10 protein-coding genes are annotated in these 22,473 nt (G+C 70.0%); 2 read left to right on the top strand and 8 right to left on the bottom strand.

Translation table 11 applies throughout. From position 1 onward, the window contains the following. The 7 genes from ACFZBU_RS00745 to ACFZBU_RS00775 all read right to left on the bottom strand — a co-directional run bounded on the left by ACFZBU_RS00745 (window position 1) and on the right by ACFZBU_RS00775 (window position 15,222). A complete protein-coding gene (locus ACFZBU_RS00745; protein WP_391581277.1) occupies window positions 1-489 on the bottom strand; it encodes an SMI1/KNR4 family protein in 489 nt (162 codons plus the stop codon). Continuing rightward, window positions 486-6,986, bottom strand: coding sequence for a toxin glutamine deamidase domain-containing protein (locus ACFZBU_RS00750; RefSeq protein ID WP_391581278.1), 6,501 nt, complete (start codon window positions 6,984-6,986; stop codon window positions 486-488). Before ACFZBU_RS00750 ends, ACFZBU_RS00745 begins: the two co-directional genes overlap by 4 nt. Next, window positions 6,986-7,312: a WXG100 family type VII secretion target gene (locus ACFZBU_RS00755; protein WP_391581279.1), complete on the bottom strand. Its 327-nt coding sequence runs from the start codon at window positions 7,310-7,312 to the stop codon at window positions 6,986-6,988. The genes ACFZBU_RS00750 and ACFZBU_RS00755 overlap by 1 nt, the downstream gene beginning before the upstream one ends. Window positions 7,313-7,491: 179 nt before the next feature. Further along, on the bottom strand, window positions 7,492-9,771 hold the full coding sequence (glgB, locus tag ACFZBU_RS00760; RefSeq protein WP_391581280.1) for a 1,4-alpha-glucan branching protein GlgB: 2,280 nt from the start codon (window positions 9,769-9,771) through the stop codon (window positions 7,492-7,494). A 47-nt stretch (window positions 9,772-9,818) separates the two neighbouring features. Next, window positions 9,819-11,270, bottom strand: coding sequence for a maltokinase (locus tag ACFZBU_RS00765; protein WP_391581281.1), 1,452 nt, complete (start codon window positions 11,268-11,270; stop codon window positions 9,819-9,821). Beyond that, entirely contained in the window at window positions 11,267-12,961 is a 1,695-nt protein-coding gene (gene treS / locus ACFZBU_RS00770; protein WP_355532028.1) for a maltose alpha-D-glucosyltransferase, read from the bottom strand. The genes ACFZBU_RS00765 and treS overlap by 4 nt, the downstream gene beginning before the upstream one ends. After that, window positions 12,958-15,222, bottom strand: coding sequence for an alpha-1,4-glucan--maltose-1-phosphate maltosyltransferase (locus tag ACFZBU_RS00775; RefSeq protein ID WP_391581282.1), 2,265 nt, complete (start codon window positions 15,220-15,222; stop codon window positions 12,958-12,960). Before ACFZBU_RS00775 ends, treS begins: the two co-directional genes overlap by 4 nt. Window positions 15,223-15,641: 419 nt before the next feature. On the opposite strand from ACFZBU_RS00775, the gene glgP reads away from it, so the two are divergent. Beyond that, window positions 15,642-18,254, top strand: coding sequence for an alpha-glucan family phosphorylase (gene glgP / locus ACFZBU_RS00780; protein WP_391581283.1), 2,613 nt, complete (start codon window positions 15,642-15,644; stop codon window positions 18,252-18,254). A gap of 345 nt (window positions 18,255-18,599) precedes the next feature. After that, the gene (locus tag ACFZBU_RS00785; RefSeq protein WP_391581284.1) at window positions 18,600-19,799 is read left to right on the top strand and encodes an Ig-like domain-containing protein; all 1,200 of its coding nucleotides are present in this window, start codon (window positions 18,600-18,602) and stop codon (window positions 19,797-19,799) included. 112 nt (window positions 19,800-19,911) lie between these two features. Here the strand turns inward: ACFZBU_RS00785 and ACFZBU_RS00790 are convergent, their stop codons facing one another. Then, window positions 19,912-22,221 carry an MMPL family transporter gene (locus ACFZBU_RS00790; RefSeq protein WP_391581285.1) on the bottom strand — a complete coding sequence of 770 codons (2,310 nt, stop codon included), beginning with the start codon at window positions 22,219-22,221 and terminating at the stop codon, window positions 19,912-19,914. Between the last annotated feature and the right edge of the window lie 252 nt (window positions 22,222-22,473).

Here is a 22,473-nt window from a genome sequence, read left to right on the forward strand (position 1 = left end):
TCAGGACTCGGAATCCAGGAACGGGGAGGTCGGATCGATCTCCCACAACTCCAGGAATTGGGCGAACGTATCGGCCACCTTGCGCAGGTTGTTGGCCGAGATGTATTCCGGGGTGTATTCCTCGTCGGTGTCGAGCGTCGATTCGCTCCAATACCAGAGCGACCCGGATTCCGGTTCGGTGACCTTGATCGCCACGATTCCCGTGGTGAGTCGGGTGACCGGCAGATAATCCAGGGTGAGTACGTCCCGGCAATAGCCGTGGGCGTAGAGCAACTCGGTGTGCGGATCGCCGCCCGTGCGGTAGCCGTAGAGGTCGTCCTCGGGATCCAGGCCACGTGGCATGAGCTGCGCCGCGACCGGGAAATCGGCGCCGTTGGTCGCGGCCAGCCAGGCTCGATACTCGGCCGGCAGGGCGAACCCGAGTTTCCCTTCGAGTTCGCGCAGGGCTTCTTCCGAGAGTGTCCCGCGCGGCGTCAATTCGACGGTCACTGCTGAGCTCCTGGGTTGCCGTTCGAGGTGCCGGTCGAGCCATTGGCCGAGGGATCGGGGGCCATGGCGCTGGCGATCCCGCCGTGATGTTTCACCGCGTAGTGTACTGCGAACGGTATGAGCATCATGGTTCGTGTGCCCTCGACGTGATGCCAGACGTAACCCGGTGCGGTACGACCCGGTCGGACGCCCGCCCACATCGGATCGTTCCGGAATTCCGCGTTGCCCTGGCGGATATCCAGCTTGCGCTGGTCGTCGTTGGCTTCCGCGCGGGCTTCCTTGAATTTCTTGGTGCCGTCCGGCCCCGGCGGGAAGTCGCTGCGCTCGGGCGGGGCGATGACGGTATGCGGAAGATTGATCGTGCGGACCGCGTAGGCCGTGAAGTCAGGGTATCCCTGGAGATTGATGTAGACGCCGTCGGGGAAATGGTTGTCCAGCGTCGGGCTGGCGAAGTGCACTATCCGGCCCGCGTACCCGGAGTTGATCGGGTAGCGCCGGGCGCCGGTCATGTCCCGGCCGCGCGCAGCCAACTCGGCGCGGCGCGCATCCAGATCGGGGCCGGTCAGCAGTTCGCCGTTGTCCCCGCGCAACAGCCGGTCGAACTCGTCCCGGGCCTGCCGCTCGGCGCTGGTGAGGTCCTCGGGGTTCGGATGGTTGACCAGAGCGTCGATGCCGTCGGCATCGAACATGCGCAGGAGCTTCGCCCGGTTGAGGTTGGTTCGCGGCGGTGCGCCGGTGTCCGGATGCGGGTCGTCGGAGCGCGCGCTCTGCGGCATCTCGAACTCGGCGTCGCCGCGGTGGGTGTCCCACGTCAGGTTCGAGCGGTCCGCCATGAACGACGGATCGCGGGTGGCGTGCAGGTCGTACGGGGACTGGCCGCCGCGGACGTCGTCCGGCTTCGGCGGGTTCGGATTGCTCGGGGTGGTGCCGTTGGGGTTCGGCGCGAGGGTGGGGTTCGCCGCGGCGTTGGGGTCGAAGTTCTCCGCCGCCGGACGGGTCGCCATGAACGCCTCGACCTCGCGCTCGATGTCGTCGCGCCGACCGTCGTGCGTGGTCGGCCGATCGCCGGTCGGGCTCGCCGTGGTCGCGGGCTCGCCCAGCGGCCTCGGGTTGGGCCGCATCGGCGACGGCAGCGGCGGCGTCGTGTCGATCGGAGCGGGCGGATTGCTCTGGGCGTGCCGCGGCGGCGTCGGGGTGGCAGGCGTCGGGTTCGGGCTGCTGCCGGGCGTGATGCCCCCGGTCGGATCCGGCGCCGAGCCGGGCATCGGACCCGTGACGTTGTCCGGCAGATCGCCGGGCGCCGGGTTGTGCGGCGCGGGGTGGACCGGGCCGGTCCGGAAGGGCTGTTGGTTGTGCGGCGCGGGGTGGACCGGGCCGGTCTGGAACGGCTGTTGCTGGTGCGGGGCGGGCTGGTTGTAGGGCCCGGGATCCTGCGGCGGCTGGTGATACGGGCCGGGCTGCACCGGGGCCTGGTGGTGGGGAGCAGGCTGCGCGTACGGCGGTTGCTGCTGTTGTTGCTGCGTGTACGGATTCGGCTGCACCGGCGGCGGCGGGTTGTGCGGCGCGGGCTGCACCGGCTGCTGGTTGTACGGGTTGGTTTGTACCGGCTGTTGGTTGTACGGGTTGATCGGCGGCTGCGGCTGGTTGTGCGGCAGCGGCGGCGGAGGCGGTGGTGTTGCGACGGGCTGGGTGACCGGCGGGGGCGACATGGATACCGGTTGGGCGTCCGGGCCCAGCGTGATGGCGTAGACGCTTGTCGCGTTCGGCTGCGGAGAGGTCGCGATCTGGTTCGTCTGCGGGTCGACGTAGAGGATGTCGCCGCCCACGTTGACCGCGGCCCAGGCGTGCGAGCTGTGCACGACCTTGACCGAGCCGTCCGGCTGCACCACGTTCCGCGGCGGCCACTCGGTGACGATGTAGGAGATCGAGCCGGGCCCCGAGGCCCGCAGCGCCGCTTCCAACCGAGCGAAGCCGGCACCCGGGTTGTTGCTGCCGTCCGGCTCGACATCGAGTCGGCTCCACGGCGCGTTCGCCTCCTGCGCCGCGCGGGCCATGCCGTTGGTTTCACCGGTGTTCTCGCCCGGCATGCGGGCGGCGGACACCTCCGGACGGCCGAACCAGGTGCGGCCGAAGGCCAGTACGCCGTCCAGGCAGTTGATGTTTCGGCCGGGGACCTGGAGGCCGCCGTCGTTTTGCAGCCGGAACCATCGGCCCAGTCGGGGGTCCGGATGCACCACGGGAGTGCCGTCGGGATTGCGCGGGACGGCGTTGTTCAACGCCGCCGCATCGCTCCAGTTGGGCGGGAGCAGACCGCCGGGCTGGTTGAACGGACGCGATGCGGACAGCGGTGGCCGGTTCGCGATCGGGCTGCCGGGCGCGGTCGGCGGGGCGTGGTGCGGCAGGGGTTGCGCGTACGGGTTGTTCGCGACCGGGCCGTTGCCGTACGGCGTCCCGTTGTAGGGGGAAGGCGCGTTGTCGTTCTGCTGGTACGGGCCGGGCTGATGCGGCGGGGGAGCCGCCGGGGTGGTGTGGTTCGGGGCGGTCGCGACGCTCGGACCCCGGCCGAGGAGACCGCGCGTGCGCTCGCCGAGGCGTTGGATCGTGTCGTGGAACGGGCCCGCCTGATTCGGCCGCACCGGTGCGCCGGGCGGCGTCGTGGTCGGCGGTCCGCCCGGCTGCGGAGTCGCGTCGACGGTGGTGTCGCCGTTGCCGTCCCGGGCCGGGGTGGGCGTCGGGTCCCCGGTCGGATGGGAGGCCGGGTCCGGCCGACCGGCGGGATCGTCGGAGGTCGGATCCGTGTCCCGGTCCGGGTCGGTGTGCCCATCGGGCGTCGGGTCGGCGGACGGGTCGGGCATGCCGGTGTGCTGCTCGGGCGCCGTCGGCGCCGAATCGGGGCTCTGCTGCGGCGGGTTCGACTGCGGAGCGGATTCCGGAGTCGGATCCGCCGGCTGCGAGGTCGGCGGCAGGGACATGTCGATCGGCTGCGCGTTCGCGTCCACGGCGATCGCCCAGACACGGTTCTGGTCCGGATACGGCTCGGACATGACCCGGCCCGACTGCGGGTCGACCCACAGGACTTCGCCGTCCACGTTGATCGCGGCCCACGCGTGCGAGACCTGGCCGGTCTCGATGGTGCCGTCCGGATTCACCCGCGGCTCGGTCGGCCTGGACGTGACGACGTACGTCATCGCGCCCGGCCCCGCGTCGCGCAGCCGTGCCTCGATGTCGCCGTACGCGCCTGCGGTGTCGGTGCTGCCGTCGGGACGCCGGGCGAGCGGTGTCCAGTTCGTACCGAGCTCCTGCCGGGCGCGCTCCGGCGCCCGCACTTCGCCGCCGTTCTCACCGGGGATGCGCGCCGCGGCCACCTCCGGGCGGCCGAACCAGGTGTTGCCGAAGGCCAGCACGCTGTCCATGCAGTTGGTGTCGCGACCGGGTACCTGGGTGCCGCCGTCGTTCTGCAGCGCGAACCAGTGGCCCGTGCGCGGGTCCGGGTGCACCTGCGGCATGCCGTCGGCGTCGCGGGGCACGGCGACGTTCAGTACGGACTGGTCGCGTACGCTCGGCGGCATCAGGCCGCCGGGCTCGTTCAGCGGACGGCCGTCGTTCAGCGGCGGACGATCGGCGATCGGCCCGTCCGGATTCTGCGGTGAATCGGGCCGGTCGGGGCGGGGGTTCGGGTCGGTCGTGGCCGGCGAGTTCGCGTACGGAGTCGAGTCGTAGGTGGGGTTCGGCTCGGGGTGTGTGCCCGGAGCGGGGTTCGGCGAGGCGTTCGGGCCTCGGCTGAAGAGGTTGCGGATCCGGTCGCGCAGCCCGCTCACCGCGTTGTCGATCCGACCGTTCGGATCCGCGTTGATCGGCGTGCCGTGCCGCGAACCCGTCGGGTTGCCGGCCGGGGCCAGGTGCAGGATGCCGACACCGCCGTCCCGGGACGGCGTGGTCTCCTGATCCGTACGCGACGCGGTGTCGGTGGTGGGGCCGGCGACCGTCGACTCGGTGTCGAGGCTGGTGTCCCGGTTCGGATCCCGGCTCGGGACCTGATTCGTATCCCGATTCGTATCCCGGTTCGGGCCCTGATCCGGGTCCCGATTCGAGTCCTGGCCGGGGTCCTGGCTCGGGTCGTGATTCGGATCCTGATGGGTGTCCCGAGACGAGTCCGGTCGTGCATCCGGGGTCGAAGTCGGGTCCGTCGTCGGGTCCGGCCGGTGTCCGGTGTCCGGCGCGGTGTCGGGCGTGACGTTCTGATTCGCGTCCGTCGTCGGCCCCGTCGTCGGGTCGTGACCGCTCCCCGTCGGGTCGGTCGCGGGGTCGGGGGTGTTGCCGGCCGGGCTGTCCTGTCGCTGACCCGGAATGTGGTTCGCGTCCGGGGAAGTGCCGTTCGGCGTTCCGGTGGTCGGCGAAGTGCCGTTCGAAGTGGTCGAGTTCGAGTTGATCGAGTTCGGGTTGGACGAGTTCGGAGTGGACGAGTTCGACGTGGTCGAACTCGGCGTCGCGCCGCTCGGGTTGCCGGTGGTCGGGGCACTCGTGGTCGGGCTCCCGGTCGTCGGCGTCGCGCCACCCGCGGGGCGGGTCGCAGTCGGTGTGCCGGCGGAGTTGGATGCGCCCGAAGTGCCGTTGTTGGCACCGGAGTTGTGCGTCGCACCCGTACCCGAGCCCGTACCCGAGCCCGTACCCGTACCTGCACCGGTACTTGCAGTCGTGCTCGCGGCCGCGGTCGTCGCAGCGGCCGTGTTCGTCGGCGACACGTTGGTGGTCGTGCTCGGGCCGGACGTCGACGGCGTCGTGGACGACGGCGAGCCGATCGAGGGCGAACCGCTCGTGGTGGGCGCGGTGCTCGCGGAGGCGCTCGTGGTCTGCACGCCGCCGCCGGCGTGGCCGGTGCTCGCCGGGCCGCCCACGGACGGCGAACCGCCGCTCGGACCGGAGGAGCCGGTCACGGACGGCGAGCCGCCCAGCGCAGGGGAATTGCCGGCGCCCGGCGTACCGCCGGCGCCGGGCAGGCCACCCGGCTGCTGACCACCGCTCGGCGGCGCCTGCACGAATGTGTTGCTCTGCGCCGAGCCGCCGTCGTGGCTCGGCACGCCGCGTGGCACGTCGTTGCCGTGGCCGGTCACCCCGCCCGGTGCGTCCGTCGCGGGCGGCGCCGCGGCCGAGGCGCTCTGGGTCGCGACCGGAGTGTGTGAGGGCCTGTGGTCCCCGCCCGGGCTGCCCCCGGAGTTCCCGCCCGAGTTGCCACCGGTATCGCCACCCGAGTTCCCGGAATTGCCGCCCGAATTTCCGGTGTGCCCGCCCGAGTTCCCCGAGTTCCCGCCGGAGTTCCCCTCGTTTCCGCCCGAATGCCCTCCGGAATTACCCGAGTTCCCGCCCGTGTTGCCCGAGTTCCCGGACGCGTTGTGCGACGAGCCGCCCTGCTGGTTCCCGTTCCCGTTTCCGTTCGACCCGCCGTTCCCGGAACCGTTCCCGTTCGACCCGCCCGCGCCGTTCGACCCTCCGCCGTTGCCGGAGTTCCCGCCGTTCGGGTTGAGTGTCGAATCGATTCTGTTGCCGCCGTTCACCGGCCTGTTGTCGCCGCCCGGGTTCGGCCCGCCCAGGTTCGGCGGGTCGATGCCGGGGGTGTTGAACGCATTGCTCACCCGGTCGCCGAGCTTGGACGCGCCGTGGTCGGTCGCGCCGCCCAGGCCACCACTGGCGAAGGTCTCCCAGTTCACCGGACCGCCGGTGGCCACCGTGCCGGCGACCTCGGCGCTCACGTTGGAGGCCAGCGAGGTGGTGACGCCCTTGACGCCCAGTTCGGCGCCCTCGCCGAAGACCTTCTTGCCGAGGCCGTTCACGCCGATCGCGGCCAGGCCACCGGCCGCGCCGCCGCCCGCGGCCAGCGCGGTCTGCTTGATCGAGTAGCCGTCCTGCGAGCCCCAGGTCATGTGGATGAACTGGGAGATGATGTCGTCGCGCACCTCGGAGAGTGCTTCGAGGGCGACGTTCTTGAGCAGTCGGCGCACCATCGACGCCTCGATCCGCCCCAGCATCCGGCGCAGCACCTGCATGAAGGAGAAGCGCAGCGCGGCGGTCGAGGCTGCGGCGGTTCCGGCGGTGATGCCCAGGGTGATCGGAGCCGCGGCGATCTGGGCCAGGATGGCCGCGCCCTGGATGGTCGCCATCGTGACGAACTCGATCTTGGTGGCGTAGATCGTGTCACTCGTGTCGTCCGCCGCGCCGCCGAGCGCCTTGGAGGCGGCTTCCAGGGCCGGGAAGAACGCCTTGTCGCCCTTGCTCAGCTTGTCCCACATCCGAAGGAAGGCTTCCATGCCCTTGCCCTCGTTGGCGGCGTTGAGCTTGTTGACGGCCGCGGCAAGGTCCCCCGCGACCTTGGCGAGTTCACCGCCGGCGTGCTCCCAAGCCTTGCCCAGTGCCTCGCACTTGTCCTCGTCGCCTTCCGGCCAGTCGACACCGACCAGGAGTTCGAGGACCTTCTCGACGATCTCCCCCGCTTCGACCGCCATCAGGCCTTGCCGCCGAAGGTCTCGCGGTTGTGGTCCTCGGTCTTCCGGTAATTGGCGGCGGACGTGTCCAGGCCCTTGCCGATCTCGCCGAGACCCTTGGCGAGCGCTTCGAGCGCGTCGAGCACCTTGTCCCGGGCGGGCTTGTATTCCTTCGCGAACCCGTTGCCGAGATCGTCGTCGCCCCAGCAGTCTCCGAGGCCCTCGATGGACATCTTGAGCGTCGCCCGAATCTCACCGACGCGCCTTCCCGCGTCGGTGAAGGCCTTGCCCGCCGTCTTGAAGTCCGAGGGAAGGGCCTTGTATCCCGTACCCGCGTCCGCCGTCATGTGAGAACACCCCCGTGTTCCGTGTCTCTCTGGCTGTCGCACGGTCCCCGGCAGTTTCCGGACAGGACCTCTCCCGGGGACATGAAGGCAAGACACTAATTCACGATTCACCGGAGTGTCACATTTCCGGGGGCCGACGTTCCGGGTCGAACGTCGGCCTCCGGAGGGGGTATCGCCTGCTATTCGGGGACAAACCAGACGGTGGCCAGCGGGGGCAGCGTCATCAGCGCGGAGGCGGGTCGACCCTGCCATTCCACGTCCTCGGCCAGGATTCCGCCCCGGTTGACCACGTCGCCGCCGCCGTACTCGCCGGCGTCGGTGTTGAGCACCTCACGCCAGCGGCCCGTGTGCGGCAGGCCGACCCGGAAGTCCTCGCGAACCACCGGTGCGAAGTTGCACACGCTGACCAGTTGTTCGCCGGCCGCGCCGTGTCGGATGAAGGACAGGACGTTGGACGCCGCGTCGCCGCCGTCGATCCAGGAGAAGCCCTCGGGGCGGGTGTCCTGCGTCCACAGCGCGGGCTTGGCGCGGTAGGTCGCGTTGAGGTTGCGGACCAGGCGCTGGATGCCCCGGTGCTCCTCGTGGTCCAGCAACCACCAGTCCAGGCCGCGTGCCTCCGACCACTCGGCGCCGTGGCCGAACTCGGAGCCCATGAACAACAACTGCTTGCCCGGATGGGCCCACATGAAGGCGAGGTAGGCGCGCACGTTCGCCATCTGCTGCCAGCGGTCGCCCGGCATTTTGTCCACCAGCGAGCGTTTGCCGTGCACCACCTCGTCGTGGCTGATCGGCAGGATGTAGTTCTCGCTCCAGGCGTACATCAGCGAGAAGGTCATCTCGTTGTGGTGGTACTGCCGGTGGATCGGCTCCTTCTGGATGTACTCCAGCGAGTCGTGCATCCAGCCCATGTTCCACTTGAAGCCGAAGCCGAGACCGCCGCTCTCGGTGGTACGGGTCACCCCGTCCCACGCGGTGGACTCCTCGGCGATGGTCAGCACACCGGGCACCCGCCGGTACAGCGTCGCGTTCATCTCCTGGAGGAACGCCACCGCGTCCAGGTTCTCCCGGCCGCCGTGCTGGTTCGGTGCCCACTGGCCGTGTTCGCGCGAGTAGTCCAGGTAGAGCATCGAGGCGACCGCGTCCACCCGGAGCCCGTCGATGTGGAACTCCTCGCACCAGTAGACCGCGTTGGCGACCAGGAAGTTGCGCACCTCGTTGCGGCCGTAGTCGAAGACCAGCGTGCCCCAGTCGGGATGTTCGCCCCGGCGCGGATCCGGGTGCTCGTACAACGGCGTCCCGTCGAACCGGGCCAGCGCCCAGGCATCCTTGGGGAAGTGCGCCGGCACCCAGTCGACCAGGACGCCGATGCCCGCGCGGTGCAGCGCGTCGACGAGACGGCGGAAGTCGTCGGGATTGCCGAACCGCGACGTCGGCGCGTAGTACGAGGACACCTGATAGCCCCAGGACGGGCCGTACGGGTGTTCGGCCACCGGCAGCAGCTCCACGTGGGTGAAGCCCATCTCGGTGACGTACGCGGGCAGCTGCTCGGCGAGTTCGAGGTAGCTCAGGCCCGGTCGCCATGAGCCGAGATGGATCTCGTACACGCTCATCGCCGAGGTGTGGTGGGTGGTCTCGGCGCGCTTTTCCAGCCACTCCTTGTCCGACCACGAGTGGGTCGAGGTGTGTACGACCGACGCGGTGGAGGGCGGCTGCTCGGTCGCGAAGGCCAGCGGGTCGGCCTTTTGCCGGGACACCCCGTCCCGGCCGAGGATCTCGTACTTGTACTTGGTGCCGTCGCCGACGTCGGGGACGAACAGCTCCCACACCCCGGACGAGCCGAGCGAACGCATCGGGTGTCCGATGCCGTCCCAGTAGTTGAAGTCGCCGACCACCCGCACGCCCTGCGCGTTCGGCGCCCAGACCGCGAACGAGGTGCCGGTGACCGGCCCGTTCGGGGTCTCGTACGAGCGCACGTGCGCGCCGAGCACCTCCCACAGCCGCTCGTGCCGGCCCTCGGAGATCAGGTGTATGTCGAGCTCGCCCAGGGTGGGCAGGAACCGGTAGGGGTCGTCCGTGTGCAGTTCACTGCCCTCGTAGCGGACCTCCAGCCGATAGTCGGGCACCTCCGTGCCCGGCAGTACGCCGGTGAACAGGCCCTCCGCCTCGTGGGTCAGCTCGACCCGGCGCTCGCCGGTGACCACGATCACCTCGCGGGCCCACGGCCGCAACACCCGCACCACCACGCCGTCGACGCCGGGCACGTTCGGGTGCGGGCCGAGCAGTGCGTGCGGATCGTGATGACCGCCGTCCACCAGGCGGCGCACCTCGTCGGCGGCCAACGGCGGCACGAGCGGGGTGTCGGTCGGGCGGGATCGGGGGCGCCTGTCCCGACGCGGGGTGGGGCGGCCGGTGACTCCGCCGCCCTCGGGTGACGCGCTGGTGTCCTGACGGGCCGTCACGGATGGACCTCCTGGGACGTTGGTGCTGAACGGGAATCGGCGGATCGTCAGTGCGGCTGCGGCGCCCGCTCGGCCAGGCGCCGGATCGCCGACATCGGAACCGGCAGCCACGAGGGTCGGTTGCCCGACTCGTACATGACCTCGTACACGGCCTTGTCGGTCTCGAAGGCCCGCAGCAGCACGGGCTCGGAATGGGGGTCGAACGAGCCCGCCTCGGCGTACCCCGCACAGAAGGCTTCCCGATTGCGGGTCGCCCATTCCTCCGCACGGCGTACCAGGTGCGGCGCGGGCGCCCCGCGACCCCAGAACCCGCCGCCCCCGGCCAGCAGATGCCGGGCCGCGTAGTCGAACGAGCGCAACATCGCCGCGATGTCGCGCAGCGGCGAGTGCAGCGAGCGTCGTTCGCTCAGCGGCCGGGCGGGTTCGCCCTCGAAGTCGAGCAGCACCCACCGGGTGGCGGTGCGCATCACCTGGCCGAGGTGGAAGTCGCCGTGGATGCGCTGCAAGGGGACCGGATGCCCGTCCCGGCCCAGCGTCTCCAGGTCCTGGTACGCCTCGCGCAACCGGTCGGTGAACGGCGCCAGATCCGGCACCGCCTCGGCCGCCGCGTGCAACCGGTGCTCCATGTCCCGGGCGATCGCGGCCAGCTCCGTGCGGCCCGCCACCGCGGTGGGCAGCGAACGGGCCAGGTCGGCGTGCACCTCGGCGGTGGCGGCGCCGAGCCGGAAGGACTCGCCGGCGAAGTCGCCACCGGTCTCGTGCGCGTGCGGACCGGCGCCGCGCACCTCCTGGCCGGCGTACAGGTCGCGGACCGAGGTCTTGGCGAGTTCCCAGCCGTCGGTGCCGGTGCGCAGGTATTCCTGGAGCATGCCGAGCGTGGTCGGCTCCGCGTCGGTGTCCGGGAACGGCATGTCGAACCACGCGATCGGCGCGGGGATCCGCCGCGAGCCCGCGCCCGCCAGCGCGAGCGAGACCTCCAGGTCGGGATTGACCCCGGGCACCACGCGCCGGAACAGCTTGAGGATCACGTCGTCGCCGAAGATGATCGACGTGTTCGACTGCTCGGCGCCGATCACCAGGCCGACGTGCTCGGGGTCGGGGGCCTGCGCGCCGGGGCGGTGGAAGGCCAGCGGACCCACGGTGTCCGCCGCGACGAACCGTTCCGGCAACCACCGGGTCAGTTCGGCGTCGTGCACCGCGTCGTAGAGGCTGTGGCCGTTGGGCAGCCGGCCGATCAGCGCGTGGGCGAGCCGGGGCGGCAGCGTCTCGCGGACCCCCAGCAGGAGTTGATAGTGCTCGGGTGTGCCGCCGTGCTCGACCCGCAGCAACATGTGGTGCAGCGCGGGATCGCCGGAGACCACTTCGAGACTGTGGACCACGCCGGCCCCACGAAGAGGCCGGCCCTTGCCGGCGAACCATCTCTGCTGCGGCAGCCAGTCGCGCAGCAGAGCGATCACCGCGGAGGCAGTCGGATCGTGGGGTCGGGTGGAATCCGTCACAGCGTCATTTCTCCACGGGTGAGGCGGAACCAATAGAAACCGTGCCCCGCGAGGGTGAGCAGATAGGGCAGCTCACCGATCGCCGGGAACGTCACCCCCCCGAGCAGCTCGACCGGTTCATACGTCTCGAACTGCCGCAGATCCAGCTCGGTGGGCTGGGCGAAGCGCGAGAAGTTGTGAACACACAGCACGATGTCGTCCTCGTATTCGCGAAGGAACGCCAGCACGCTGGGATTGGACGAGGTCAGCTCGTTGTACACACCGAGCCCGAAGGCCGGGTTCTGCTTGCGGACCTCGATCATCCGGCGGGTCCAGTGCAGCAGCGAGGAGGCGTTGGACATCTGCGCCTCGACGTTGGTGACCTGGTAGCCGTAGACCGGGTCCATGATGTTCGGCAGGTACAGCCGACCCGGGTCGCACGTGGAGAAGCCCGCGTTGCGATCCGGCGTCCACTGCATCGGCGTGCGCACACCGTCGCGGTCGCCGAGCCAGATGTTGTCCCCCATGCCGATCTCGTCGCCGTAGTACAGGACGGGCGAGCCCGGCAGTGACAGCAGCAGCGCCGTGAACAGCTCGATCTGGTTGCGGTCGTTGTCCAGCAACGGCGCGAGCCGACGGCGGATGCCCACGTTGGCCCGCATCCGCGGGTCCTTCGCGTACTCCTTGTACATGTAGTCGCGTTCTTCGTCCGTGACCATTTCGAGGGTGAGCTCGTCGTGGTTGCGGAGGAAGATGCCCCACTGGCAGTTGTCCGGGATGGACGGCGTGCCGGCCAGGATCTCCGAGACCGGGTAGCGCGACTCGCGGCGCACCGCCATGAAGATGCGCGGCATCACCGGGAAGTGGAACGCCATGTGGCATTCGTCCCCGTCGCCGAAGTAGTCCACCACGTCCTCGGGCCACTGGTTGGCCTCGGCCAGGAGCACGGTGTCCGGGTACTTGTCGTCGATCTCCTTGCGCACCCGCTTGAGGAATTCGTGGGTCGCGGGCAGGTTCTCGCAGTTGGTGCCCTCCTGGGCGAACAGGTACGGCACCGCGTCCAGCCGGAATCCGTCGATGCCCAGATCCAGCCAGAAGCGCAGACCGGCGAGCATCTCCTCCTGCACACGCGGGTTCTCGTAGTTGAGATCCGGCTGGTGGCTGAAGAAGCGGTGGAAGAAGTACTGCTTGCGCACCGGGTCGTAGGTCCAGTTGGAGGACTCCGTGTCGACGAAGATGATCCGGGCGTCGCCGTACGCCTTGTCGTCGTCGGCCCACATGTAGTAGTCGCCGTAGGGTCCGTCCGGGTTGTTCCGCGACTCCTGGAACCACATGTGTTGATCGCTCGTATGGTTCATCACGAAGTCGATCACCACCCGCATGCCGCGTTTGTGCGCCGAGTCGACGAACTCGACGAAGTCGGCGAGGTCGCCGAACTCGGGCAGCACGGCGGTGTAGTCCGCCACGTCGTAGCCGCCGTCGCGCAGCGGCGAGGCGAAGAACGGCGGCAACCACAGGCAGTCGACGCCGAGCCACTGGAGATAGTCCAGCTTCTGGGTCAGGCCCTTCAGGTCGCCCACCCCGTCCCCGTTGCTGTCCTGGAAGGACCGCACGAGGACTTCGTAGAAGACGGCTCGCTTGAACCACAGGGGATCGCGATCCCGCGACGGGGTGTCGTCGAAGGTGTCGCGGACGGGTTCGTTGACGATCACGGGCTGTTCCTCCGGACCGAGAAGAGATGCGCGGGCTCGTGCGCGGGATCCAGCCGCACGTAGTTGTGCCGACCCCAGCGGTAACCGGCTCCGGTGAACTCGTCCTGCACGGCGAAGGTGTCCTGCCAGTCCGCCCCGAGGGCGGGCAGGTCCAGGGCGACGGTCGCCTCGTGCGTGTTGTGCGGATCCAGGTTCACCACGACCAGGACCAGATCGTCTACGTCACCCACACGGGTGCGCTTGGAGAAGGCCATGACCGCATCGTCGTCCACGTGATGGAAGGTCAGGTTTCGCAGACGTTGCAGGCTCGGGTGGCGTCGGCGCATCCGATTCAACGTGGTGATGTACGGCGCCAGCGAGCGTCCCTCGCGTTCGGCGCCGGCCCAGTCGCGCGGGCGCAGCTGGTACTTCTCCGAGTCGTGGTACTCCTCGCTCCCCGCCTTGACGGCCCGGTGCTCGTACAGCTCGTAGCCCGAGTAGACGCCCCACGACGGGGACAGCGTGGCGGCGAGCAGGGCCCGGATCTTGAACGCGGCCGGCCCGCCGTACTGCAGATAGGCGTGCAGGATGTCGGGCGTGTTCACGAAGAAGTTCGGCCGCATGTAGGAGGACGCCTCGCCGGTGGTCAACTCGGTGAGGTATTCCTGAAGTTCGTGCTTGCCGTTGCGCCAGGTGAAGTACGTGTAGGACTGCTGGAAGCCGACCTTGGCCAGCGTGCGCATCATCGCCGGTCGGGTGAACGCCTCGGCCAGGAAGATCACGTCCGGGTCGGTCGCGTTGATCGTGGCGATCACCTGCTCCCAGAACATCACCGGCTTGGTGTGCGGGTTGTCCACTCGGAAGATCCGCACCCCGTGCGCCATCCAGTGCCGCAGCACCCGCAGCGTCTCGGCGACCAGGCCCTCGAAGTCGGCGTCGAAGTCGATCGGATAGATGTCCTGGTACTTCTTCGGCGGATTTTCCGCGAAGGCGATGGTGCCGTCGGCGCGGTGCCGGAACCACTCCGGGTGCTTGTCGACCCACGGGTGGTCGGGGGAGACCTGGAGCGCGAAGTCCAGCGCCACCTCCATCCGCAGTTCGCGGGCTCGGGCCACGAACGCGTCGAAGTCCTCGATCGTGCCCAGGTCGGGGTGGATCGCGTCGTGCCCGCCCTCGGGCGAGCCGATCGCCCACGGCGAGCCGGGATCGTGCTCGCCCGCTTCGAGCGTGTTGTTGGGCCCCTTGCGAAATGCTCGGCCGATCGGGTGAATCGGCGGCAGGTAGACCACGTCGAAGCCCATCGCGGCGATCTGCGGCAGGCGTTCCATCGCGGTACGGAAGGTGCCGCTGCGCGGCGGGCGGTTGCCGGTGGGGTCCACGACCGCGCCCTCGGAGCGCGGGAAGAACTCGTACCAGGACCCGTACAGCGCCCGCTCCCGCTCGACCCGCAGCGGGTAGCGGGCCGACGTGGTGAGCAATTCGCGCAGCGGATGCCCGGCCAGCACCTCGTCCAGTGCGGCCGAGTTCGCCGCCGCCAGCCGCTCGGCGGGGCTGCGGGTCTCGTCCCGGACCGCGTCCACCGCGGCCAGCACGACCGCCCGCAGGCCGTCCTTCTTGGGCACGCCGGCGGCGGCCCGCTCCAGCAACTGCGCGCCCTCCTCCAGCATCAGGTCGACCTCCAGGCCGGCCGGGACCTTGATGCCGGCGGCATGCCGCCACGTGGCGATCGGGTCGCCCCACGCCTCGATCGCGTAGGACCACAGGCCCTCGGTGGTCGGCGTGATGCTCGCGTGCACCCGGTCGGTCCCGGGCGCGCCCGGGAGCATCGGGGTGAGCGCGCCCGCCCGGCCGCGCGGATCGCGCAACACGACGTTGGCGGACACCGCGTCGTGGCCCTCGCGAAAGACCGTGGCGGCCACGTGGAACGTCTCGCCCGGGACGGCCCGGGCCGGCCGGGTGCCGCCGTCGACGGCCGGTTCGACGTCGAGGATCGGGATGCGCCCGATGCGTGGTGTCACCGGTTTGGCCGATTTCCCGGCGCGCACCGGCGACTTGGCGGCAGCGGTGGTCGGCGCGGCGGCGCGGTGCGCCGACTCCGGCCGCACCGCGCTCGCCCCGGTCGTGGCCGGGCCGGCCGCCGGTGGTCCGGCCGACGCGGGCGCGGGCCCGGCGGCCCGCGGCCTCTTGGCGGTCGTCTTCCGTGCCGCGGCCTCGCCGGCCGCGACCTGCCCCGCCCGGGGTGCGCGGGCGCCCCCGGGGTCCTTCTCAGCCGAACTGGTCATGCCGAACTCCTGTACCCACGGACGGGCATCTCGTGCGCGTCGCGCGCGATGCACCCGTACGGAAACCCACTCGATACCCCGATTGCCGGACCCGGGAGTGGCGGAAAACCGACCCGGCGGCGACCGGTGGGATCGCTCGGGTCCACCTCTCACCGCTGCGCGGCGGCCATTGCTCGTGACGCGACCACCAGGCGGGGACCGGGTGGGGCCCGGCCCGCGACCGTGGACGGTGGATGTCTGGTGTGTCCGCGGTACGACGGGACGGAAGGACCCGGCTGTTCAACGATCATCGAGTCGCTCGGGGCACGGTCCATATGGTGTAAAAACGCCCCCAGACCCATCCGCAAGATCTTGCCGGCTTTGCAAGCGCACTGCATCCACTGTCGCAAGTTCTGCCGCCTTCCGGCTAGGGTCGCAGCGTGAGAGCAATCCGCAGATTCACCGTGCGTACGGTTCTGCCCGCTCCGCTGGAGCCACTGGGTGAACTGGCGATGAACCTCCGCTGGTCCTGGCACGCGGAGACCCGCGACCTGTTCGAGTCGATCGATCCGGACACCTGGGCCTCGGTCGGCCGGGACCCCGTCCGCCTGCTCGGCACCGTGCCGAACGACAAACTCGGCGCCCTTGCCGACGACCGCCGCTTCCTCGCCCGATTGCGGGTGGCGGCCGAAGACCTGCACGAATACCTGACCGGACCTCGTTGGTACCAAACCCTGTCGGAGCCGGGCACAAGTCCGGATTCGCCGCCGGCGGCGATCGCGTACTTCTCGCCGGAGTACGGCATCACCGCGGCACTTCCGCAATACAGCGGCGGTTTGGGCATCCTCGCGGGCGACCATCTCAAGGCCGCCAGCGACCTGGGTGTGCCGATCGTCGGAGTCGGCCTGATGTACCGCCACGGGTACTTCCGGCAGTCGTTGTCCCGAGACGGCTGGCAGCAGGAGCGCTACCCGCTGCTGGACCCCAACGAGTTGCCACTGACCCTCCTTCGAGGTGCCGACGGTGCACCCGCACGGGTGGTCATCGGACTCCCGACGGGTGAGTTGCACGCGCGGATCTGGAAGGCCCAGGTCGGCCGGGTGCCACTGCTGCTGTTGGACTCGGACATCGAGGAGAACGAGCCCGCCGAACGCGAGGTGACCGACCGGTTGTACGGCGGCACGAGCGAACACCGCTTGCATCAGGAGATGCTCCTGGGCATCGGCGGGGTGCGGGCTTTGCGGGCTTTTTGCGAGATCACCGGTCACCCGGCGCCCGAGGTGTTCCACACCAACGAGGGCCACGCCGGGTTCCTGGGCATCGAGCGCATCCGCGAGTTCACCCAGAGCGAGGGGCTGGACTTCGACGCGGCCCTGGAAGCCGCCCGGGCGGGCACGGTGTTCACCACGCACACGCCCGTCCCGGCCGGCATCGACCGGTTCGGGCGCGACCAGATCCAGCGGCATTTCGGCGGCGACCTCGCTTGTCCGGGAGTTCCGGTGGACCGGGTCCTCGCGCTGGGTGCGGAGACCTACCCGGACGGCGATCCGGGCGTGTTCAACATGGCCGTCATGGGCCTGCGGCTCGCCCAACGGGCCAATGGCGTGAGCAAGTTGCACGGACGGGTCAGCCGGGGCATGTTCGACGGCCTGTGGCCGGGCTTCGACACCACCGAGGTACCGATTACCTCGATCACGAACGGCGTACACGCGCCCACGTGGGTGGATGCCGACGTGCTCGACCTGGCCGACCGCGAAGCGGGCGTCGAACTCGCCGAGGATCCCTCGGCCTGGGCGGCGATCGACCGGCTGTCGGCGGGCTCGGTGTGGGAGCTGCGCCGGGCGCTGCGCGCGAAGCTGGTCACCGAGGCCCGACTGCGGCTGCGCGCGTCCTGGAAGCAACGTGGTGCCGGCGACGCGGAATTGGGCTGGATCGAGAACGTGCTCGATCCGGACGTGCTGACCATCGGGTTCGCCCGACGGGTGCCGTCCTACAAGCGGCTCACCCTGATGCTGCGGGATCCGGCCAGGCTGCGCGGGATGTTGCTGCACCCGGAACGGCCGGTGCAGATCGTGATCGCGGGCAAGGCGCACCCGGCCGACGAGGGCGGCAAGCGGCTGATCCAGGAGCTGGTGCGGTTCGCCGACCGCGAGGACGTACGACACCGGATCGTATTCCTGCCGGACTACGACATCGCGATGGCCCAGCACCTGTACCCCGGGTGCGACGTGTGGCTGAACAACCCGCTGCGTCCGCTGGAGGCGTGCGGCACCTCCGGGATGAAGGCCGCGCTGAACGGCTGCCTGAACCTGTCCATCCTGGACGGGTGGTGGGACGAGTGGTACGACGGCTCGAACGGGTGGGCGATTCCGACCGCCGACGGGATCACCGACGTCGACCGCCGGGACGACCTGGAGGCGGCGGCGCTGTACGACCTGATCGAGAACTCGGTCGCGGCCCGGTTCTACGACCGGGGGCCCGAGGGCCTGCCGACCCGATGGCTGGAAATGGTCCGGCACACGCTGGCCACGCTCGGCCCGAAGGTGCTCGCGGATCGCATGGTCAAGGACTACGTCGACGTGCTGTACGCACCGGCGGCGCTGTCCGGCCGGGCGATCACCGGGTCGGCCGCGCGGGAGCTGGCCGAGTGGAAGGCGCACGTGCGGCGGTCCTGGGCCGGCGTGCGGGTCGATCACGTGGAGTCGGGCGGGATAGGGGACGCGCCCGAGGTCGGCAACACGCTGAACCTGCGGGTCTTCGTCTCGCTGGGCGAACTCGCGCCCACCGACGTCGAGGTCCAGGTCGTGCACGGTCGGGTCGACGACGCGGACCGGATCATCGAGGGCACGGTGGCCCCGCTCAAGGCGGGCCCCCGGGACGAGCACGGTCGCCGGTTCTACGAGGGCACCCTCGCCCTGGACCGGACCGGCCCGTTCGGCTACACCGTCCGGGTGATGCCGACCCACCCGCTGCTCGCGAGTCCGGCCGAACTGGGCCTGATCGCGGTGCCTCCGGAGAGCGAGGGCTTCGCGGAGGGCATGCCGCTGCGCTGACGTGGTGACCGGATCGCCTGCGGGCCCCATCGTCCTTCGAGGCGGTGGGGCCCGAGGCGTCTCACCGGCGTGCCGGCCGAACGAGTCGCCGCCGCGCGTGCGTTGGGACCTCGTGATCCGCCTCGCGGACGGCCGACCCCCGGGTACGGTTCCGCGCCGGGGCGGGTGATCCACCTCATACCGCCGGGTCGTAACGGCGAGGGTGGGAAATGTCGTCATCTCCTCTGGTAGCGCAGCGACTTAGGGAGATCCATGCCGACGACGGCAGCAGGGGCGACATCCGGTCCGGATGCACGGAGACCTCGCTCGCGACGACGGATACGCAGGGCCCTGCCGGCGCTCGCCGTGTGTGTCGCGCTCCTGGGTGCGGGAGCGTGCAGCGGGGGTGACGAGAAGAAGACCGGGAAGGACGACAAGGTCGAGCCGATCGCCGGGACCAAGGCACCCGGCGGCGACGGTGCGCCCAAGACCTCCCGGGCGGTGGTCACCATCGCCCCCGAGGACGGCGCGACCGGGGTGGCCACCGACGGCGCGTTGAAGGTGAGCGCCGTCGCCGGGAAGCTGACCCGGGTCACCGTGACCGGCTCCGAGGGCGGCAAGCCGGTCGAGGGCACGATCGCGCCGGACGGGGCCAGTTGGGTGCCTTCGTCGGCGCTGCAGACCGGCACCAAGTACGCGGTGTCCGCGACCGCGACCGATGCCGCCGGTTTGGTCTCGGCGCTGCAGTCCTCGTTCACCACGCTGACCCCGGCGAACACCAACTACGGCGTGTTCAACATCGACGCGAACGAAACGTACGGCGTCGGCATGATCGTGTCGCTGGAGTTCACCAAGCCGGTCAAGGACAAGGCGGTGGTGAACCGGGCGGTCACCGTCACCTCGGAGCCCGCGGTCGAGGTCAAGGGTCACTGGTTCGGCAACCAGCGGCTGGACTTCCGCCCGGAGAAGTACTGGACGCCCGGCACCAAGGTGACCCTGCACCTGGACCTGGACGGCAAGCAGACCTCCCCGGGTGTCTACGGCAAGCAGAAGAAGGACGTCACCTTCACCGTCGGCCGCGCGCAGACCAGCGTCGCCGACAACACCGCGCACACGCTGACCGTCACCCGCGACGGCGCGGTGCTCAAGAAGCTGCCGGCCAGCCTGGGCGACCCGGAGAACACCACGTACAACGGCAAGATGACGATCATGTCCAAAGAGCCCACGGTGCACATGAACTCCCAGTCGGTGGGCCTGGCCAAGGGCGTGTACGACATTCCGGACGTTCCGCACGGCATGCGGCTCAGCGTCACCGGCACCTACGTGCACGGCAACTACTGGCGGGACCCGCCGCCGTTCGGCAAGGAGAACACCAGCCACGGCTGCGTCAGCCTGCAGGACGTCAAGGGCGGCGGCGACCCGAACATGGCCGCCGCGTGGTTCTACAAGGAGTCGCTGATCGGCGACGTGGTCGAGGTGATCCACTCGCCCGACAAGGTGATCGCCCCGGACAACGGCTGGAGCGGCTGGTCGATGGACTGGGCCGGCTGGACGGCGGCGAGCTGATCGATCCGACCGTTCGACCGCGCCGAATCCGCATGGCGCGTACGCCCGAAGGGGGCGGTGCCGGGTCACCGGCGCCGCCCCCTTCGGGGTGTTCGTAAGGTTTCGCCCTCGGTCAGCCGTGCGGCTGGTCCGGGCCGTACTGCTGCCGGTACGGCTGCCCCGGGTAGGGCTGCTGCCCGGGGTAGGGCTGCTGCGCCTGGTACGGCTGCTGCGCCTGGTAGGGCTGCTGTCCCTGGTACGGCGCGGGCCCGTAGCCGCCGACCATCTGCGGCTCGGTCACGAGCGTGCGGTCCGCGTCCCGGTGGTCGTACGCCTCGGGCGTGCCCGCCCCGCCGTGCCCTTTGGCCTTGCCCCGGCGCGGCCACCACAGGCCCCGGCCCAGGATCGCGGCGATCGCGGGCACCAGCACGATGGAGAGCAGCATCGAGGAGAGCAGGATGCCGACGGCGGTGGCGAAGCCGATCTCCGCGGTGGCGGGGCTGGCCGCCAGGCTGGCGAAGGAGCCGGCCAGGACGAGACCGGCCGTGGCGATCGCGGGTGCGGTGTGCTCGACGGCCTTGGCCACGGCCTTGCGGGCCGGGATGGGCTTGTCCATCTCCTCCCGGAGCCGGTCGCTCATCAGGATGTTGTAGTCGGTGCCCAGCGCGACCACGAACAGGAACAGCACCAGCGGCAGGGTGAAGGAGACACCGGGTCGGTCGAGCATGTGCTGGAAGACCAGCGTGCCGGCGCCGAGGGTGGCCACGAAGCCCAGGCCGACCGCGAGCATCAGCACGAGCGGCGCCAGCAGCGAGCGCAGCAGCAGGAACAGGATCAACGCGATCAGGATCGCGGCGACCGGGAAGACCAGCTTGAGGTCCTTGTTCACCGCGGTCGCCACGTCGGCGAAGATGGCCGCCGTTCCGGTGATGTGCGCCTCGGCGCCGTTCGGGGTGTTCTTCGCGATGGTGCCCCGGACCGGGCCGGTGATCAGGTCACGCGCCTTCTGGGTGTCGGCCTTCGCGGCCAGGAACACGTCGATCCGAGCGGCCGAACCGTCCGGGTTGAGGACCGGAGCGGCAACCTGGCCGACGCCCTCGACCTTGCCCAGTGCGCCGGTCAGCCCGGTGAGCGAGCGCTGGTCGAGCTTGCCGCCGGCCTTGGTCTGCACGTACACCGTGTGCGGGTCCGACACGCCCGCCGGAAGCGAGCGGGAGATCTCCTCGGCGGTCCGCGTCGCGTTGGTGGTGGGCTGACCCTGCTGGTCGTAGCTCATCTTGACGCCGACCGCACCGGCGCCGAGCGCGCCCAGCAGGACCAGGCTGCCGACCAGGTAGCGCACCGGACGGGCGCTGACCTTCTCGCCCAGACGGGCGGCGAAGCCCGCCGGACGCTCCTTCTTCCACGCACGGGCCGGCCAGAACATCCCGCGACCGGTGACCGCGAGCAGTGCGGGCATCAGGGTCAGGCTGCCGAGCAGGGCCACCAGCACCGAGATGGCGATGGCCGGGCCGAGCACCTTGAACTGACCGAAGCTGGCGATGCCGAGCGTGGCGAACGCCGCCACGATGGTCAGGGCCGCGCAGGTGATCGCGTTGCCCACCCGACCCGCGGTGATCGCGGCGGCCTCGCGCTTGTCCATGTCCGGGTTGGCGCGCAACTCCTCACGGAAGCGGAACATCAGGAACAGGAAGTAGTCGATGCCGATGCCGAGCAGGACCACGGTGATCAGCGACGGCACGGACGGGTCGAGCTTGATGTCCAGGAGCTTCGCGCTGCCCGCCACCGCCCCGGTGGCCACACCGCCGATGAGCGTCACCGCGAGCAGCGGCAGCAGGGCGGCCAGGACACTGCGGAAGACCAAAACGTTCAGCAGGACGATGAGACCCATCGTCAACATGCCGACGAGAGCTTCGGTGTCCTTCTCCTCGTCCAGATTGTCGACCGTGTTCGCGATACCACCGGTGAATCCGACCCGGAATCCGGCGGCCTCGTAATCGGTCTTCGCCAGATCACGGGCATCCCGATAGACGTCCTGGAGACCGACGTCGTTCATATTGCCGCTCAGCGACAGCGAGACCAGTTGGAACGTCCCGTCCGGCGCGACCATCCCGACGGTATAGCGCGGCGTCTGCGAGAAGTCCTTCGCGAACTGCTCCGGCTCCGCCTTGATCGGCTTCTTGGCCAGGGCGGCCGAGGTGTCGGCGATCTTCCGCTGGTCCGCCTGCCCGATCTTGGCGCCGTCCGCGCGGGCCACCAGCACGGTCACCAGGTTCGGGTCGGGCTTTTCGTCGAACTTCTTCTCGGCGATCTGCAGAGCCGCCGCCGAGTCGTATTTCTTCGGCAGGAAGTCGCCCGTCGAAGAATCGGTGACGCTGTTCATCAACGGTTGCCCGACGGCGGTCAGGGCGAGACCGAAAACCGCCCAGACGATGATGGTCATCCATCGATGACGAGTGGCGAACGCGGTTGTTCTACGGATCATTTTCCTTCTCCGCCGTCGGGTCGAAACGCGGGAGCTCGATACGGGAACTCCGGACTGACTCAAGGTCATCACGCGCGCCCCCCTGCGGACATCGACCGGGGGAACGGCTGTGGACCGGGACCTCGGTCCGGGAGTACCGCGCAACCAGGACTCCGGTCCGGGGCCGGGGATCGTCGCTGATGGGGTTCAGGAACAGGGGCGGAGAGGATG

This window comes from Embleya sp. NPDC008237, from assembly GCF_042956465.1.
Classification (GTDB): Bacteria; Actinomycetota; Actinomycetes; order Streptomycetales; family Streptomycetaceae; genus Embleya.

Excerpts from the sequence above, each read along its gene's own strand:
- ACFZBU_RS00755 (WP_391581279.1), bottom strand. The coding sequence starts at position 7,312 with ATGACGGCGGACGCGGGTACGGGATACAAGGCCCTTCCCTCGGACTTC.
- ACFZBU_RS00790 (WP_391581285.1), bottom strand. The coding sequence starts at position 22,221 with ATGACCATCATCGTCTGGGCGGTTTTCGGTCTCGCCCTGACCGCCGTC.
- ACFZBU_RS00775 (WP_391581282.1), bottom strand. The coding sequence starts at position 15,222 with ATGACCAGTTCGGCTGAGAAGGACCCCGGGGGCGCCCGCGCACCCCGG.
- ACFZBU_RS00750 (WP_391581278.1), bottom strand. The coding sequence starts at position 6,986 with ATGGCGGTCGAAGCGGGGGAGATCGTCGAGAAGGTCCTCGAACTCCTG.